Raw genomic sequence first — 16,244 nt, 5'->3', positions numbered from 1 at the left:
CGTCAGAACCCGTGCCGGAATCCCCCGTCGACCGGCAGCATCACACCCGTGAGGTAGGACGCGGCGGGGGACAGGAAGAACGCGGCGGCCCGCCCGAACTCCTGCGGGGTGCCGTACCGGCGCAGCGGGATACGGGACTCCTGTGCCGTCCGCGCCGCCTCCGGGTCCGCCGCGAGGCCGTCCAGCTCGCGCACGCGATCCGTGTCGATGCGCGCCGGGAGCAGCCCGACCACGCGGATGCCGCGCGGCCCCAGCTCGTTCGCGAGCGACTTCGCGAAACCGGCGAGCCCGGGCCGCAGACCGTTCGAGATGGTCAGTCCTGGGATCGGCTCGTGCACGGAGCCGGAGAGCACGAACCCGATGACGCCGCCCTCCTCCAGCTGCTCGGCGGCGGCCCGCGCGAGCCGCACCGCCCCGAGGAACACGGACTCGAACGCCGCCGTCCACTGCTCGTCCGTGTTGTCGGCGACGAAGCCGGGCGCGGGCCCGCCGACGCTCACGAGAATCCCGTCGAAGGAGCCGAACTGCTCGCGGGCCGCCCCGATGAGGCGCTCGGCGACGTCCGGGTCCGAGTTGTCGGCGGCGACGCCGTACGCGTTCGGCCCGAGCTCGGCCGCCGCCTCCTTGGCCTTCTGCTCGTCGCGCCCGCTGATGACGACCTTCGCGCCGTCGGCGACCAGCTCGCGCGCGGCCGCGTTGCCGAGGCCCCGCGTCGCGCCGGTGACTACGTACACACGGTTCTTCAGTCCAAGATCCATGGCCCTATCCTCCCCCTCCGGAGTCCGCCGTGCCGAACAGGGTCAGCGCCGTGCCGACGAGGCCGATGTGGCTGAACGCCTGCGGGAAGTTGCCGAGCTGCCGGCCCGCCACGGGGTCGTACTCCTCGGCGAGCAGCCCCACGTCGTTGCGCAGCGACACGAGCCGTTCGAACAGCTCGCGCGCCTCCTTCGTGCGCCCCGTCATGTGCAGCGCGTCCGCGAGCCAGAACGAGCACACCAGGAACGAGCACACCAGGAAGGCGCCCTCCTGGCCGGGCAGCCCGTCCACGCCGGTCCCGTCGGCGCTGTAGCGGCGCAGGAGACCCTCGTACGACAGCTCGTCCCGGACCGCGTCGACCGTGCCGATCACGCGCGGGTCGTCCGGCGGCAGGAAGCCGACGCGGGGAATGAGCAACAGGGCGGCGTCCAGTTCGGACGAGCCGTAGAACTGGGTGAACGTGCCGCGCTCCGCGTCGTAGCCGCGCTCGCACACCTCCTGGTGCACGTCGTCGCGCAGCTTGCGCAGCCGGTCGATGTCGCCCGGCAGGCTCGGGTCGTCCTCCATGGAGCGCACGGTGCGGTCGGCGGCGACCCACACCATCACCTTCGAGTGCACGAAGTGCCGGCGGGGCCCGCGCACCTCCCACAGCCCTTCGTCGGGCTCGCGCCATGCCTCCTGGAGGAAGTCGAGCAGCGCCAACTGGAGCCGCCAGGCGTGCGACCCGGCCTTCAGGCCCGCGCGGCGGGCGAGCGCGAGGGAGTCGACGACCTCGCCGTACACGTCCAGCTGGAGCTGGTGCGCGGCGTCGTTGCCCGCGCGCACGGGACGGGAGTCGCGGTAGCCGCCCAGCCAGTCGAGCTCCTGCTCGGGAAGGCGCCGCTCGCCCGCGAGGCCGTACATGATCTGCAGGTCGGCCGGGTCGCCCGCGGCGGCCCGCAGCAGCCAGTCGCGCCAGGCCTCGGCCTCGTCGAGATAGCCTGCCGAGAGCAGCGCGCCGAGCGTCAGGGTCGAGTCGCGCAGCCAGCAGTACCGGTAGTCCCAGTTCCGTACGCCGCCGATCTCCTCGGGCAGCGAGGTGGTGGGGGCGGCCACGATGCCGCCGGTCGGCGCGAAGATGAGGGTCTTGAGGGTGAGCAGGGAGCGGAGGACGGCCTCCTTGTGCGGGCCTTCGTACGCGCAGTGGTCCGTCCACGCCCGCCAGTCCTCCAGGCTGTGCCGCAGCGACTCGTGCGGGTCGATCAGCGGCGGGCGCTGCTCGTGCGAGGGGTGCCAGGTCAGGACGAAGGCGACCGTCTCGCCCGCCTCGACCGTGAACTCCGAGTGGGTGCCGAAGTCCTCGCCCCACGTGTGGACGGCCGGTTCGCTGCGCAGCCACGCCGAGTCCGGGCCCGCGACGGCGACCCGGTGCCCGTCGGCGCGGCGCATCCACGGCACGACGGAGCCGTAGTCGAAGCGCAGCCGCAGGGTGCCGCGCATCGTGACGCGTCCGCTGAGGCCCTCGACGATCCGGACGACGTCCGGGGCCCGGTCGCGCTGCGGCATGAAGTCGGTGACGCGGACGCTGCCGTCCGGGGTCTCCCACTCGGTGTCGAGCACGAGGGAGCCGGGGCGGTACGCGCGCGTGGTGCAGTCCTTCGCTCCCGTGGGGGCGATCCGCCAGTGGCCGTTCTCCTCGCTTCCCAGGAGCGCGGCGAAGCAGGCGGGGGAGTCGAACCGGGGCAGGCACAGCCAGTCGATCGACCCGTCCCTGCCGACGAGCGCGGCGGTCTGGTGGTCACCGATGAGGGCGTAGTCCTCGATATGTGGGCGCACACGCCATGGGTTCCCCGTGAGAGGCGGGGTGCTGCATGGGAGTTTTCGGACGTGCGCCGGTCAGCCGACGGCGGCGGGCGCCTCGGCCCCGGCCGTGGCCGCCTCTTCTTCCTTGCGGCGCCGCTCCCGCAGCTCGCGCCGCACCAGCACCACCCAGCCCACGGGCACCGCGGCGGCGAACAGCCACCACTGGATCGCGTACGCGTAGTTCAGCGCGGAGTCCTCCTTGCCGGGGGCTCCGACCAGCTCGGGGGTTCCGCCCTTCGGCTCGGGCGCGGTCTGGGCGACGTAGCCGCCGAGGACCGTCCTGCCCAGGCGCTCGGCCTGCTCCTTGCTGTTGATCAGCATGATCTGCCGCTCGGGCAGGTCCTTGAGGTCCTTGATGCCGCTGGCCTCGGTCGTCTCGTTCGGCATCAGCCGGCCGGTGACGGTGGTCTCGCCGCGCGGCGGGGCGGGGACCTTCGGGTAGGAGGTCTGGGCTCCGGGCGCCGGGATCCAGCCGCGGTTGACCAGCAGGACCTTGCCGTCCTTGAGGACGAACGGGGTCAGGATGTGGTAGCCGACCTCTTCGTTCGAGTTGACGCGGCGGCGCACCACGACCTCGTCGTCGGTGTCGAAGCGGCCCTTGGCGGTCACCGAGCGGTACCGCTCGTGGCTGTTGACGATGTGTCCGGGGGACGCCAGGTCCTCCACGGGGACGGGCTTCGCGTTGAGCGCGTTCGTGACCAGCTGGTTCCTGGCGTCGCGCTCGTGGTAGCGGTCCATCTGCCAGATGCCCAGCCGGATCATCGTGGGGATGAGGACGAGGGCGACCAGGGTGAGGATCACCCACTGCCGGGTCAACAGGAAGCGGTACACCCCATGACCGTACAGCGGCGGGCATGGGGTGCTTTCAGTGGGGTGCGCCCGATTGCGGCGGGCGTGTGCCGAAGGGTTCAGACGTTGTCGACGATGCCCACCTTCCCCTCCGCGCGGGAGCAGTGCGCCCCGCAGAACCAGTGCCCGTCGACCTCGACGCCCTGCCCGATGATGCGGCAGCGGCAGTGCTCGCAGATCGGCGCCATGCGGTGAATGGCGCAGCTGAAGCAGTCGAAGACGTGCACCGCGCCCTGCGCGTGCACCTCGAAGGACATGCCGTAGTCGTTTCCGCAGACCTCACAACGTGCCATGCGCCACAGGGTGGGTGTCCGGGCGGGGCCGGGGCGAGCGGTGGCGGGGCGAGTCGCCCCGCGTTCACCCGTCTGCCCCTCGTACGGGGAGTCCGCGCCCGCCCTACTTGGCGTCCGCCGGGGCCACGTCCTGCAACAGCTGCCCGAACGCCGCCTCGTCCAGCACCGGCGTCCCGAACTGCTTCGCCTTCACGACCTTCGACGTGTACGAGTCCGGGTCATTGGTCACCAGGAGGCTGGTGAGCCGCGACAGGCTCGTCGCCACATGGAGGCCCGCGTCGACCGCCCGGTCCTCCAGGAGCTCGCGGTCGACCGACGTGTCACCGGAGAACGCCACCCGCATGCCCTGCTTGAGCGGCAGGCCCGGCTCGTAGCGGCCGGGGTTCGGGTACGGGCAGGCGGGGCGCTTGCGGGAGGCGCGCCAGGTGCCACCGCCGCCTCCCCGGTAGGAGGAGGAGCCGGGCTGGCGCGGCACCGACGGCTCCGACCACTCGGTGAGCGGGCGGCATTCGAGGAGCGGCAGCCGCACATTTCCCGCCGCCGCCGTGCGCAGGCTCGGGCGGAACGCCTCCGCGAGCACGCGCGCGTCGTCCAGCGCGTTGTGCGCGTGCTCCTGGACGACGCCGAAGTGTGCCGCGAGGGACTCCAGCTTGTGGTTGGGCAGCGGCAGGCCCAGCTCCTTGGAGAGCGCGATGGTGCACAGGCGCTGACGGACCGGGGCGGTGCGCTCCGCGCGCGCGTACTCGCGAGCGATCATCGACCAGTCGAACACGGCGTTGTGCGCGACCAGGACGCGGTCGTCGAGGCGCGCCGCGAACTCCTCGGCGATGTCCGGGAACAGCGGGGCGGCCGTCAGCACGTCCGTCGTCAGGCCGTGGATCCACACGGGGCCGGGGTCGCGCTGCGGGTTGACCAGCGTGTACCAGTGGTCCTCGACATCGCCCCGCGCATCCAGGCGGTAGACGGCGGCGGAGATGATCCGGTCGTCCCGGGACAGGCCGGTGGTCTCCACGTCGACGACCGCGTATCCCTTCGGATACGCGGCCGGCCAGGAGGCTGCGGACGCTGCGGTCGGATGGTCTTCGAGCATGGTCCCAGAGGATACGGGCCGTGACTGACACTCCGGTCGGCGCCTTCCCCGCGCGCCGTGTCGCGGATCACTTCGCGTCTCAAGTGGGCGGGTCCAGGAGCGATTTCACCAGGGCGCGGACGGACGTCGTGAAGATCCGCTCCGGGTCGGCGGGCGCGGCGAGCGCGCGGGCGAGGACCCGGTCCTCCTCCGCGGTGCGCGCGCCCCACAGTTCCTCCTCGCGCGGGTGCTGGGCCGGGGCCCGCTCCCGGTTCCGCTCGACGAGGACGTGGCCGACGACCTGGAAGAGGACGGCGCGCACGGCCTCGGCGGCGGGCGCCCCGCGCAGCCCGGCGGCGTGCACCTCGTGCACCAGGGCCTGCTGCGCGGGCAGGAACATCCGCTCGGTGAGGCCGCGTTCGTGGACCATCGCGATCAGGTGCGGGTGGGCGCGCAGCCGGCGGCGCAGCGTGCGGGCGACCGAGATGACGCGGTCCTGTGGCGTGGCGCCGCTCGGCCGGAAGCCGCCGAGGTCCGCGACCGTGCGCTCCACGAGGGCGTCGAGCAGGGACTCGCGGTTGCCGACGTGCCAGTAGATCGACGTGACGGCCGTGCCCAGTTCGGCCGCGAGCTTGCGCATGGTGAGCGCCTGCGGGCCGTGCTGCTTGACGAGATCGGCGGCGACGGCGACGACCTCTTCGCGGGTGAGCGGTGCGCGTGCGGTCACTTCTCGCCTCCCCGTCCCCGTCCGGTGCACATGTCTTTACCCTTCATCGCCTCCGGTGTAACTGTGTTACAGGCGCCTCGCGGAACGACCGCACGACTGACCGCACGACCGAACGACCCCCATCACGTCTCGTTCGAAGGGTGGTACGACATGGCACGCGTACGGTACGGAGCGCGCAGTGAGGCGGAGATCGCCGCTTCGCGCTCGGCGAGCAGCAAGCTTCCCGACATCTGGTCGACCGGAGTGGTCGCGGTGTGGGAGTCCGATCCGGACGCGGTGGCCGCGGTGCTGCCGCCGCCCCTGAAGCCCACCGGGCGGCCCCTGGTGCGGGCCAACATCAGCCAGGTCGACCTGCCGGGCTATCCGCTGGGCGCGGGCTCGGTGGCCGTCGCGGCCGAGCACGGGGGAGTGGAGGGCTGGTATCCGCTCGTCATGCCGATGACGCACGAGCGGGCGCTGATCGGCGGGCGCGAGGTCTTCGGCGAACCGAAGAAGCTCGGCGAGGTCACCGTGGAGCGCGACGGGCTCGTCGTGACGGCGGCGCTCGCGCGGCACGGCATCGCGTTCGTGGAGGTGCGCGGCGCCGTCAGTGAGAGCCTGCCGATCCAGGAGCCCTCCCAGAAGACGGACTTCTACTTCAAGTTCCTTCCCGGAGTGGACGGTTCGGGCTTCGACGCGGAGCCGGTCCTCGTGCACTGCCTGCGCAACGAGAAGGTCAGGAAGCTGGAGCGGATCACCGGGGACGTCATCCTCAGGGAGTCCATGTTCGACCCGGTCGCCGACCTCCCGGTGCGCTCCCTGGTGGAGATCACCATCGGCGAGAAGACCACCGACCAGAAGGGCAAGGTCGTCGAGCGGGTCAGCGCGCAGGCCCTGCTCCCGTACATCCATCAGCGCTACGACGACCCGCAGCAGATCCACGACGGACCGCCCGAGGGGAGCGCCTGACATGGAGTTGCGTGCGGGACAGGTCGCCGTCGTCACGGGCGCGGCGAGCGGGATCGGGCTTGCCATGGCGCGGCGGTTCGCGGCGGACGGGCTGAAGGTCGTCCTCGCCGACGTCGAGAAGGGGGCGCTGGAGAGCGCCGCCGAGGAGCTGCGGCGCACCGGCGCGACCGTGCACGCGCGCGTGGTCGACGTCGGCGAGCGCGAGCAGGTCATGGACCTGGCCGCGGACACGTACGCGACGTTCGGCGCCTGCCATGTGCTGTGCAACAACGCGGGCGTCGGCTCGGGCGCCGAGGGCCGCATGTGGCAGCACGAACCGAACGACTGGAAGTGGGCGTTCAACGTCAATGTGTGGGGTGTCTTCCACGGCATCCAGGCCTTCGTGCCGCGCATGATCGAGGGCGGCGCGCCGGGTCACATCGTCAACACGTCCTCCGGCGACGGCGGGATCGCGCCGCTGCCGACCGCGTCCGTGTACGCGGTGACGAAGGCGGCGGTCGTGACCATGACCGAGTCGCTGTACGCGCATCTGAGGGCGGAGCACGCGCGCGTGGGGGCCTCCGTGCTGTTCCCGGGGCCCCACATGCTGCGCACAGGGCTGTGGGAGTCGCACCGCAACCGGCCCGAGCGGTTCGCGAAGGAGCGTCCTCGCAAGACGCCGTACCGCAGCCTCGACCAGTGGGAGGCCGCCATGAAGGAGGCCGGGAACGAGATCGCGTTCACGCCCGTCGAGGAGGTCGCCGACTTCGTCGCCGAGGGCATCGCGGCGGACCGGTTCTGGATCCTCCCGCCGAGCGAGCACAGCGACCAGCAGATCCGGGCGCGGTCGCAGTCGATGCTGGACCGGGCGAACCCGTCGTACCTGGAGAGCTTCATTCTCGACTGAGGAGGGATGCACCATGAGCAACCAGGACCCCTACCTGATCATCTCCTCCGACTGCCACGCCGGGCTGCCCACCGAGGAGTACCGGCCCTACCTGGACAGCCGCTTCCACCGCGAGTTCGACGACTTCCTCGGCGAGCGGGACAAGCGCCGCGAGGAGGCCACCCGGCTCGGCATCCGCAACGACGCGTTCGCCGCCAAGTGGTTCGAGGACAACGAAGAGGGCCTGCGCGGCGGCTGGGACTCCGCGCAGCGCCTCAAGGAGCTCGACGGCGACGGGGTGGCCGCCGAGGTCGTCTTCCCCGACGCGGACGCCGTGGACAGCCAGACGGCGGCGCCCTTCGGCGTCGGGCTCGGGCTCTCCGGCGACCAGGACCCCGAGCTCGGCATGGCGGGCGCGCAGGCCCACAACCGGTGGCTCGCCGAGTTCGTGTCGCAGCATCCCGAACGGCACTGCGGTGTCGCCCTGTTGCCGGTCACCGCCGACCCCGACAAGGTCGTCGCGGAGATCCACCGCGCCAAGGCGTCGGGGCTCGGCGCCCTGATGATCCCGTCCATGTGGGTCGACCAGGACCCGTACCACGCGCGCCGCTACGACCCCGTGTGGGCGGCGGCGGCCGAGTGCGAGATGCCCGTGGTGACGCACTCGGGGGCGGCGCCGCGCCACGAGTACGGCGACCATCTGGGCATCTACGTGAGCGAAGTGACGTGGTGGCCTGCGCGGCCGCTGTGGTTCCTGCTCTGGTCGGGCGCCTTCGAGCGGCACCCGGGCCTGAAGTTCGGCGTCGCCGAGTCCGGTTGCTGGTGGCTGCCGAACCTGCTGTGGTTCATGGACCGCCTCTACCTGGGCGCGCACGGCGGCAAGAAGCTGTCCCCGTTCGCCGAGCTGAAGCGCTCCCCGGCGGAGTACCTGGACCGGCAGGTCTTCGTGTGCGCCACCAACACCAAGCGCCGCGAACTCGCCCAGCGCTACGAGATCGGCGTCGACAACATCCTGTGGGGCAGCGACTTCCCGCACCCCGAAGGGACCTGGCCGGACACGCGCGCGTGGTTGAAGAAGACCTTCCACGACATCCCCGTCTCCGAGACCCGGCGGATGCTCGGCCTGTCCGCCGCCGAGGTGTTCGGCTTCGACACCGCGAAGCTGGCGCCGCTCGCGGCCCGCATCGGCCCGACCCCGGCAGAACTGGGCCAGGATGCCGACCAGAGCGCCGTGGAGGCGTCCTGGGCGCGCTCGCGCGAGGTGGGGCGGCACTGGCTGACGGAGAACGACTTCCCGAACATCGGGGTGACGCCATGACCACACAGGACGAGCGCTACACCGTCATCTCGGCGGACTGCCACGCGGGCGCCGATCTCCTCGACTACAAGCCGTACTTGGAGGCGCGGCACCACGACGCGTTCGACGCGTGGGCCGCCGGCTACGTGAACCCCTACGCGGACCTGCTCGCCGACACCGCCGACCGGAACTGGAACTCGGATCGGCGCGTCAGGGAGCTGGAACAGGACGGCATCGTCGCCGAGGTCGTCTTCCCGAACACCATCCCGCCGTTCTTCCCGTCGGCGTCGCTCATGGCGCCCGCGCCGACGCGCGAGGAGTTCGAACAGCGCTGGGCGGGCCTGCGCGCCCACAACCGGTGGCTGGCGGACTTCTGCGCCGCCGCCCCCGGCCGCAGGGCGGGCGTCTTCCAGATCCTCCTCAACGACGTCGACGAGGCCGTCAAGGAGATCCGCTGGGCGGCCGAAGCGGGCCTGAAGGGCGGCCTGTTGCTGCCCGGTACGCCGCCGGGCTCCGGCCTCCCGGAGCTGTACTCCTCGACGTACGACCCGATCTGGCGGACCTGCGCCGAACTCGGCGTCCCGGTCAACCACCACGCGGGCTCCGCGTCCCCGCCGCTCGGCGACGAACCGGCCGCCCGCGCGGTGTTCATGGTCGAGACGACGTGGTTCTCGCACCGCGCCCTGTGGCACCTCGTGTTCGGCGGCGCCTTCCGCAAGCACCCGGACCTGCGGCTCGTCCTCACGGAGCAGGGCTCGGGCTGGATCCCCGGCGTCCTGGACATGCTGGACTACTACCACGCGCGCCTGGTCAGGGCGGCCACGAAGGCGAACACGGCCGAGGCCAAGTTCGGTGCGGGGCTCGCCGATTCGATGGGCAAGGGCCCCTCTACGGTGTGGCGCGAGAACTGCTACGTGGGCGCGAGTTTCATGCGCCCCCACGAAGTGCCCCTGCGCGACCGGATCGGCCTCGACAAGATCATGTGGGGCAGCGACTACCCGCATGACGAGGGCACGCACCCGTACACGCGCGAGGGCCTGCGCATCGCCTACGCGGGGCTCCCGAAGGACGAGATCGCCGCGATGGTCGGCGGCAACGCGGCCCGCGTCTACGGCTTCGACCTCGGCCTCCTCGACACGGTCGCGGCCCGCGTGGGCCCCACGGTCGCGGAGATCGACGAGCCGCTCAAGGAGCCGCCCGCCGACGCGACCAGCCCGGTGTTCGCACCGGGGGCGTCGGTACGGGTGTGGTGACACGCCGGATGTCATGCTCACCGCGTGACGGAAACCGGAGCGCAACCCACCCATGACGAGTCCCACGGCGGCGCGCTCGGCTCGCGGCTCAACTGGCTGCGTGCCGCCGTGCTCGGCGCCAACGACGGCGTGGTCTCCACCGCGGGCCTCGTCGTCGGCGTCGCGGGAGCCACCGACGACCGCTCCGCGCTGCTCACGGCCGGGCTCGCGGGACTGCTCGCCGGATCGATGTCCATGGCGGCCGGCGAGTACGTCTCCGTGTCCACGCAGCGCGACTCCGAGAAGGCCGCCATCGCCATGGAGAAGCGCGAGCTGAAGGAGCAGCCGGAGGCGGAACTCGCCGAACTCACTGGGCTGTTGGAGGGGTACGGGCTCAGTCACGACGTGGCCGGGCAGGCGGCCGTTCAGCTCACCGAGCGGGACGCGCTGCGCGCCCACGCGCGCGTGGAGCTCGGCATCGACCCCGACGACCTCACCAACCCGTGGCACGCCGCCTGGGCCAGCTTCCTCGCCTTCACGGCGGGCGCCCTGCTGCCGCTGCTCGCCATCGTCCTGCCGCCCTCCGGCTGGCGGCTGCCCGTCACGGTCGGCTCCGTCCTGGTGGCGCTGGCCTTCACCGGCTACAGCAGCGCACGGACGGGCAGCGCGGCGGTGCGGCCCGCGGTCTGGCGCAACGTGGGCGGGGGAGCGCTCGCGATGGCCGTCACGTACGCGGCGGGATCTTTGTTGGGAGCCGCCGGAGTCTGACCCCTTACCGGCAGTAATACTTGTCGGTAACTACCTATAGCCGGGGGCAGGTCGGGCCGCTTACGGTGCACGCATGCCGTCCCCGAACCTGCCCGATGCCGTGCTGTGGTCGATCCCCGCCTTCGTGCTGCTCACGATCGTGGAGATCATCAGCGTCCGGATCCACCCCGACGAGGATGCCGCCGGCTACGAGACCAAGGACGCGGCGACCAGCGTCACCATGGGGCTCGGAAGCCTGGTCTTCGACTTCCTGTGGAAGATCCCGATCGTCGCGATCTACACGGCGGTCTACGAACTGACGCCCCTGCGCGTGCCCGTCCTGTGGTGGACGATCCCGCTGATGCTGCTCGGGCAGGACTTCTTCTACTACTGGTCGCACCGCGGGCACCACGTGATCCGCATCCTGTGGGCGTGCCACGTGGTGCACCACTCCAGCCGCCGGTTCAACCTCACCACGGCGCTGCGCCAGCCCTGGACGAGCCTGACCGTCTGGCCGTTCTACCTGCCGCTCATCGCGCTCGGCGTGCACCCCGCGGCGCTCGCGTTCTGCTCGTCGGTCAACCTCGTCTACCAGTTCTGGATCCACACCGAGCGCATCGACAAGATGTGGCGGCCCTTCGAGTTCGTCTTCAACACGCCCTCCCACCACCGCGTCCACCACGCCTCCCAAGGCGGTTACCTGGACCGGAACTTCGGCGGGATCCTCATCCTCTGGGACCGGCTCTTCGGGTCGTGGGTCGCGGAGGTCGACCGCCCCGAGTTCGGACTCACCAAGAACATCAACACGTACAACCCGCTGCGCGTCGCCACCCACGAGTACGCGGCCATCGCCAAGGACCTGAGGGCCGCCGCCAGTTGGCGCGAGCGGGCCGGGAGGGTCTTCCGGGGCCCGGGGTGGCAGCCTGAGCCCACCGGCGCCCCGAACGCCCCGCAGAAGGTCACGGAGGGCGCCGCGTGAGGCCGTCCGCACCGGTGTGGCGCGCGCTGTTCCTCGCGGCCTGCGCCGCGGACCTGGTGGCGCTGCTCCTCGGCGCGGACGGCGCGCACGTCGTCCTCAAGCCCCTGCTCATGCCGCTGCTCGCGGCCTACGTGATCGCCTGCCGCGGCCCCCGGCTGCTGTGCGCCGCACTGCTCCTCGGCTGGTGCGGCGACGTGGCGCTGCTGTTCGACCAGGACCTCGTGTTCCTCGCCGGGATGGGCGCCTTCGCCGTCGGGCACGTCTGCTACCTGGTGCTGTTCAAGCGGCAAGGGACGGCACGCGCGCGTGGTGCGCTGCTCGCGGCCGCGTACGCCGTCGCGCTCGTCGTGACAGTCGTCGCCCTGTGGCCCGATCTGCCGCCGGACATGCGCGGGCCGGTCGCCGCGTACAGCGTGCTGCTGACCTGCATGGCGTTCGCCTCCTCGCGGCTCGGGACGGCGGCGGGCGTGGGCGGGGCGCTGTTCCTGCTCTCGGACTCGCTCATCGCCACCGGCATCGCCGACTGGCCGGCCCTGCCGCGCCCCGACTTCTGGGTCATGGGCACCTACGTGGCGGCGCAGTACCTGCTCGCCCGGGGCGTGCTCGGGGAGCGGGCCGCAGGCCCTTCGGCGTACCGTGAAAGGCGCGTCGAAACCCGGCGCGTCGCTCACTGACCTGCATCGATGACCTGCATCGACGGCGGGACCCGCACAAAGGAACACCTCCCATGCGCGCCACCACCATCCACGCCCCGTTCGACCTGCGCGTGGAGGACGTTCCCGACGCCGCTGTCGTGCGCCCCACGGACGCCGTGGTGCGCGTCCTGCGCGCCTGCATCTGCGGCAGCGACCTCTGGGCCTACCGCGGCGAGGCCGCGCGACAGGCCGGGCAGCGCATCGGGCACGAGTTCCTGGGCATCGTCGAGGACACCGGCTCCGAGGTGTCCGTCTTCAAGCGCGGCGACCTGGTCGTCGCGCCCTTCATGTGGTCCGACGGGGTGTGCGACTACTGCCGCGAGGGTCTGACCACGTCGTGCGAGCACGGCGGATTCTGGGGCGAGGTCGGCCACGACGGGGGCCAGGGCGAGGCCGTGCGCGTCCCGTACGCCGACGGCACGCTCGTCGCGCTGCCGGCCGACGCGGCCTCGGACGACCGGCTGCTCTCCGCCCTCCTGACGCTGTCCGACGTGCTGGGCACCGGCCACCACGCGGCGCTCGGCGCGGGCGTGCGGGAGGGCTCCACCGTCGCGGTCGTCGGGGACGGCGCCGTCGGCCTGTGCGGCGTCCTCGCGGCCCACCGGCTCGGCGCCGAGCGGATCATCGCGCTCGGCCGCCACCAGTCGCGCACCGACCTCGCACGCCGCTTCGGCGCCACGGACGTCGTCGCGGAGCGCGGCGAGGCGGCGGTCGCGGCGGTCCGCGAACTCACCGGCGGCCAGGGCGCGCACGCCGTGATCGAGGCGGTCGGCACCGAGCAGTCCATGAACACCGCCGTGCACATCACCCGCGACGGCGGCGCCATCGGCTTCGTCGGCGTCCCGCACGGCAGCGGCACCGGCGTCGACCTGCGCGTCATGTTCGACCACAACATCGCGCTGCGCGGCGGCGTCGCCCCCGTCCGCACGTACATCCCCGAACTGCTGCCCGACGTCCTGGACGGGACCATCGACCCGTCGCCCGTCTTCGACATGACGGTCGACATCGAGGGCGTGCCCGGCGGCTACAAGGCGATGGACGAGCGCACCGCCCTCAAGGTGATGGTCACCAACTAGGACGCGTCCCCGGCGGGCCGCGGGGAGGGGACGGTGACGCGGATCTTGGACTGGCCGTGCTTCAACTCCTCCCAGTCGTCCATGAAGCGCGCCGCGAGACCGTGCTCGGCGGCCAGGTCGATCAGCGTCCCGGTGCGGTAGTAGAAGTCCTCCCGCAGCACGTGATGCTCCTCGCCCTCGGTGCGGTCGAAGGTGAAGTCGAACCAGCCGCCCGGCGCCAGGAGCCGCCCGACGTGGGCGAAGCACTCCTCGATCACCGGCAGCGGGGAGTGCGAGAACACGCTGTGCGCGTGCACCACGTCGAACCGGCCCTCGGGGAGGAACTCCAGACGCAGGTCGCGCACCGGTGTCAGCGTCGGCAGCCGGTCCTGGAGGCCCTGCTCCCGGAGCGTGTCCTGGGCGGCGAAGAGGATGTCGGGCGAGATGTCGACGCCGTAGTAGTGGCCGGGTTCGAGGTAGTCGATGAACAGCCGGCCCGCCCGCAGGTTGCCGCAGCCGATCTCCAGCATCCGGTGCTCAGGGCGCAGCCCGTGCCCCCGCAGGTAGTCGAACTGCATCGCCCCGAGCGCCAGCCAGCGCTCCCGGCTGCGCCCGCCCACCGCCGCGTCGGGATCGCGCCGCGTGTCGGAGCGCATCACCTCCCGGTAGTACGCGACGTGGTCCGGCGAGCGGCGGCGCAGCCAGGCGTCGCGGGCCGCGCGGCGCAGATGGCGTGGCACCCGCCCCGGGTTGCGCAGCGCGTAGCCGACGCGGTGGGAGAGCGCGGCGCGGTTGGCGGTGAGGTTCTTCGGCATGGCGGTACCCGATCTCCGTAGGGGCCGTGTACCGGAAGTCTCACGGCCGCCGCGCCCCGCCTCTTCGGACGTGCGGCTGCGCCAGGGGGCCCCGCCGGGCCGTGCCGATGTCAGCCGATCGGATGATGTCCCCCGTGGGAGCGGCGGATATACGTGGTCGGACGGCACCGGCGAGCGATGGGGAAGCGGTGGAACGAGCGGACACGCGACCGGACTCCGGCTCGCGATGGCTGACCGCGGCCCTGCACGCCGCGTTCGCCCTGCTCCTCGCCGGCGGGATCGCCCGGGTGCTGACCCACGGCCCGCACACCGCACGCACGGGATGGGTGCTCGCTCTGTTCCTCGTCTTCGGAGCGCTCTACGCCACCGGACAGGTGCGGGCGCCCGCGCCCACGGACGGCGGACGGCCCAGCGCCCGGCACCTGCTCTGGCTGGGCGCGGTCCTCGCCGTCTGGCTGGTGCTGCTCGCCCTGGAGCCGAGCGCCACCTGGTGCACCATGCCGCTGCTCTTCACCGGACTGCACCGGCTGCCGGTCCGGCTCGCCGTGCCGCTGGCCGCCGCCCTCGTCGTGCTGGTCGTCGCCACCGAACTGCGGGTCGCCACCGGCGGGTTCAATCCCAACCTGGTGCTCGCCCCGGTGGCACTCGGCACGGTCGCCACCGCGGTTCTGGTCGACTCCCGGCGGCTGGCCGCCCGCCAGCGCCTGCTCATCGACGACCTGGTGCGCACCCGCGGCGAACTGGCCGCCACCGAACGGCACGCGGGCGTCCTGGCCGAGCGCCAGCGCCTGTCGGCGGAGATCCACGACATCCTCGCCCAGAGCCTGTCCAGCCAGCGGATGCTGCTCCAGGCCGCCGAACGCCACTGGCAGAGCGCCCCGGACACCGCGTACGACCACATGCGCGACGCTGCCGCCACCGCCGACCGCGCGCTCGCCGAGGTCCGCCGCTTCGTCCGGGACCTCACCCCGCTCGACCTGGACGACAGCTCCCTCGTCCAGGCGCTGCGCGGCCTTGCCGAACCCGACCGGCCGACAGCCGGGCCCGGCCCCGTCGTCGAGTTCCGGCTCGACGCCGAGCCGGGCGCCCCCGGCCCCCTGCCGGGACCGGCGGAGACCGCGCTGCTGCGGGTGACGCAGCAGGCCCTGGCCAATGTGCGGGAGCACGCCCGGGCGCGGCGGGCCGTCGTCACCCTGACCTGCCTGGAGGACCGGATCACCGTGGACATCGCCGACGACGGACGCGGCTTCGACGTGTCCGGGACGCCCCGCCGCGGCAGGGCCGGGACCCGGGGGCACGGCCTCGCGGGCATGCGGAACCGGGCCCGGCAGGCGGGCGGCACGCTGGCCGTGGAGTCGACGCCCGGCGAGGGGACCGTGGTGACGATGTCCGTACCGCTGGGCGCGGCCGGCGGGAGGGAGACGGCGTGAGCCCCGCCGTACGGATCCTGCTCTGCGACGACCACGCCGTCGTCCGCGCCGGACTGCGCGCCCTGCTGTCCAGCACCGACGGCATGGAGGTGGTGGGGGAGGCGGACACCGGAGAAGCCGCCGTGGCGATGGCCGGGGCGCTGCGGCCGGACGTCGTCCTCATGGACCTGCAACTGGGCGGCGGGACGGACGGCGTCGAGGCCACCCGCCGCCTGACGGGCGCCGACGTCGAGCGGGCCCCGCGCGTCCTGGTCCTCACCATGTTCGACACCGACGCGGACATCGCCCGCGCCGTCGCCGCGGGGGCCACCGGCTATCTGCTCAAGGCCGAGCCTCCGGAGCGGCTGTTCGCGGCGATCCGGGACGCGGCCGCCGGACGCACCGTGCTGTCGGGCACGGTCACCGACCGGGTGGTGTCCCGGCTGCGTGCCCCGGGCCCCGCCCTCACCGAACGCGAACGCGACGTCCTGGCCCGCCTGGCCGAGGGCCTGGGCAACCGGGAGATCGCCCGCGCCCTGTTCCTCAGCGAGGCCACCGTCAAGACCCACCTGGGCCGTGTCTACGACAAGCTCGGTGTGCGCACCCGGGCGGGCGCGGTGGCGGCAGCGGTCCGCCACCGCCTGCTGCCGTGACCGGCCGGCCTCC

General features: G+C 72.5%; 17 protein-coding genes. 10 read left to right on the top strand and 7 right to left on the bottom strand.

Annotation, left to right across the window (positions count from 1 at the left end; all coding sequences use genetic code 11):
* Positions 1-2: 2 nt before the first annotated feature.
* The 6 genes from ACZ7L4_RS13445 to ACZ7L4_RS13420 all read right to left on the bottom strand — a co-directional run bounded on the left by ACZ7L4_RS13445 (position 3) and on the right by ACZ7L4_RS13420 (position 5,536).
* A complete protein-coding gene (locus ACZ7L4_RS13445) occupies positions 3-758 on the bottom strand; it encodes an SDR family oxidoreductase (RefSeq protein WP_450814893.1) in 756 nt (251 codons plus the stop codon).
* A 4-nt stretch (positions 759-762) separates the two neighbouring features.
* Positions 763-2,571 carry a glycoside hydrolase family 15 protein gene (locus tag ACZ7L4_RS13440; protein WP_472102120.1) on the bottom strand — a complete coding sequence of 603 codons (1,809 nt, stop codon included), beginning with the start codon at positions 2,569-2,571 and terminating at the stop codon, positions 763-765.
* A gap of 60 nt (positions 2,572-2,631) precedes the next feature.
* Positions 2,632-3,429, bottom strand: a complete 798-nt coding sequence (locus ACZ7L4_RS13435) for an SURF1 family cytochrome oxidase biogenesis protein (protein WP_472102118.1) — start codon at positions 3,427-3,429, stop codon at positions 2,632-2,634.
* A gap of 77 nt (positions 3,430-3,506) precedes the next feature.
* Complete coding sequence (locus tag ACZ7L4_RS13430; RefSeq protein WP_266721084.1) at positions 3,507-3,740, bottom strand: hypothetical protein; 234 nt, start codon at positions 3,738-3,740, stop codon at positions 3,507-3,509.
* Positions 3,741-3,843: 103 nt separating this feature from the next.
* A complete protein-coding gene (locus ACZ7L4_RS13425; protein WP_472102116.1) occupies positions 3,844-4,830 on the bottom strand; it encodes a DEDDh family exonuclease in 987 nt (328 codons plus the stop codon).
* A 79-nt stretch (positions 4,831-4,909) separates the two neighbouring features.
* Positions 4,910-5,536 carry a TetR/AcrR family transcriptional regulator gene (locus ACZ7L4_RS13420; protein ID WP_472102114.1) on the bottom strand — a complete coding sequence of 209 codons (627 nt, stop codon included), beginning with the start codon at positions 5,534-5,536 and terminating at the stop codon, positions 4,910-4,912.
* Between the two features lie 150 nt (positions 5,537-5,686).
* Between ACZ7L4_RS13420 and ACZ7L4_RS13415 the strand changes: the two genes are divergently transcribed.
* From ACZ7L4_RS13415 to ACZ7L4_RS13380, 8 genes are all read left to right on the top strand, one after another.
* On the top strand, positions 5,687-6,484 hold the full coding sequence (locus ACZ7L4_RS13415; RefSeq protein WP_472102112.1) for an acetoacetate decarboxylase family protein: 798 nt from the start codon (positions 5,687-5,689) through the stop codon (positions 6,482-6,484).
* Between the two features lies 1 nt (position 6,485).
* Complete coding sequence (locus tag ACZ7L4_RS13410; protein WP_472102110.1) at positions 6,486-7,370, top strand: SDR family NAD(P)-dependent oxidoreductase; 885 nt, start codon at positions 6,486-6,488, stop codon at positions 7,368-7,370.
* A 13-nt stretch (positions 7,371-7,383) separates the two neighbouring features.
* Positions 7,384-8,667: an amidohydrolase family protein gene (locus ACZ7L4_RS13405; RefSeq protein ID WP_472102108.1), complete on the top strand. Its 1,284-nt coding sequence runs from the start codon at positions 7,384-7,386 to the stop codon at positions 8,665-8,667.
* Positions 8,664-9,899, top strand: a complete 1,236-nt coding sequence (locus ACZ7L4_RS13400; protein WP_472102106.1) for an amidohydrolase family protein — start codon at positions 8,664-8,666, stop codon at positions 9,897-9,899. Before ACZ7L4_RS13405 ends, ACZ7L4_RS13400 begins: the two co-directional genes overlap by 4 nt.
* A 24-nt stretch (positions 9,900-9,923) precedes the next feature.
* Positions 9,924-10,646: a VIT1/CCC1 transporter family protein gene (locus tag ACZ7L4_RS13395; protein WP_472102104.1), complete on the top strand. Its 723-nt coding sequence runs from the start codon at positions 9,924-9,926 to the stop codon at positions 10,644-10,646.
* Positions 10,647-10,719: 73 nt separating this feature from the next.
* The gene (locus tag ACZ7L4_RS13390; RefSeq protein ID WP_472102102.1) at positions 10,720-11,604 is read left to right on the top strand and encodes a sterol desaturase family protein; all 885 of its coding nucleotides are present in this window, start codon (positions 10,720-10,722) and stop codon (positions 11,602-11,604) included.
* Complete coding sequence (locus tag ACZ7L4_RS13385) at positions 11,601-12,278, top strand: lysoplasmalogenase (RefSeq protein WP_472102100.1); 678 nt, start codon at positions 11,601-11,603, stop codon at positions 12,276-12,278. Before ACZ7L4_RS13390 ends, ACZ7L4_RS13385 begins: the two co-directional genes overlap by 4 nt.
* Positions 12,279-12,331: 53 nt before the next feature.
* Positions 12,332-13,375, top strand: coding sequence for a zinc-dependent alcohol dehydrogenase family protein (locus tag ACZ7L4_RS13380; protein ID WP_472102098.1), 1,044 nt, complete (start codon positions 12,332-12,334; stop codon positions 13,373-13,375).
* On the opposite strand, the gene ACZ7L4_RS13375 is transcribed toward ACZ7L4_RS13380, so the two are convergent.
* Positions 13,372-14,169 (bottom strand): class I SAM-dependent DNA methyltransferase, encoded by a 798-nt coding sequence (locus tag ACZ7L4_RS13375; protein ID WP_472102096.1) that lies wholly within the window; start codon positions 14,167-14,169, stop codon positions 13,372-13,374. The genes ACZ7L4_RS13380 and ACZ7L4_RS13375 overlap by 4 nt on opposite strands.
* A 188-nt stretch (positions 14,170-14,357) precedes the next feature.
* Here ACZ7L4_RS13375 and ACZ7L4_RS13370 point away from each other — a divergent pair, with 188 nt between their 5' ends.
* Both ACZ7L4_RS13370 and ACZ7L4_RS13365 read left to right on the top strand, forming a co-directional pair.
* Positions 14,358-15,599, top strand: a complete 1,242-nt coding sequence (locus tag ACZ7L4_RS13370) for a sensor histidine kinase (protein WP_472102094.1) — start codon at positions 14,358-14,360, stop codon at positions 15,597-15,599.
* Entirely contained in the window at positions 15,596-16,231 is a 636-nt protein-coding gene (locus tag ACZ7L4_RS13365) for a response regulator (protein WP_472102092.1), read from the top strand. The genes ACZ7L4_RS13370 and ACZ7L4_RS13365 overlap by 4 nt, the downstream gene beginning before the upstream one ends.
* Positions 16,232-16,244 lie beyond the last annotated feature (13 nt).

The organism is Streptomyces sp. NPDC107575, assembly GCF_055657265.1.
Note: the sequence above shows the minus strand (reverse complement) of the source record. Positions and strands in the feature narration are given on the sequence as shown.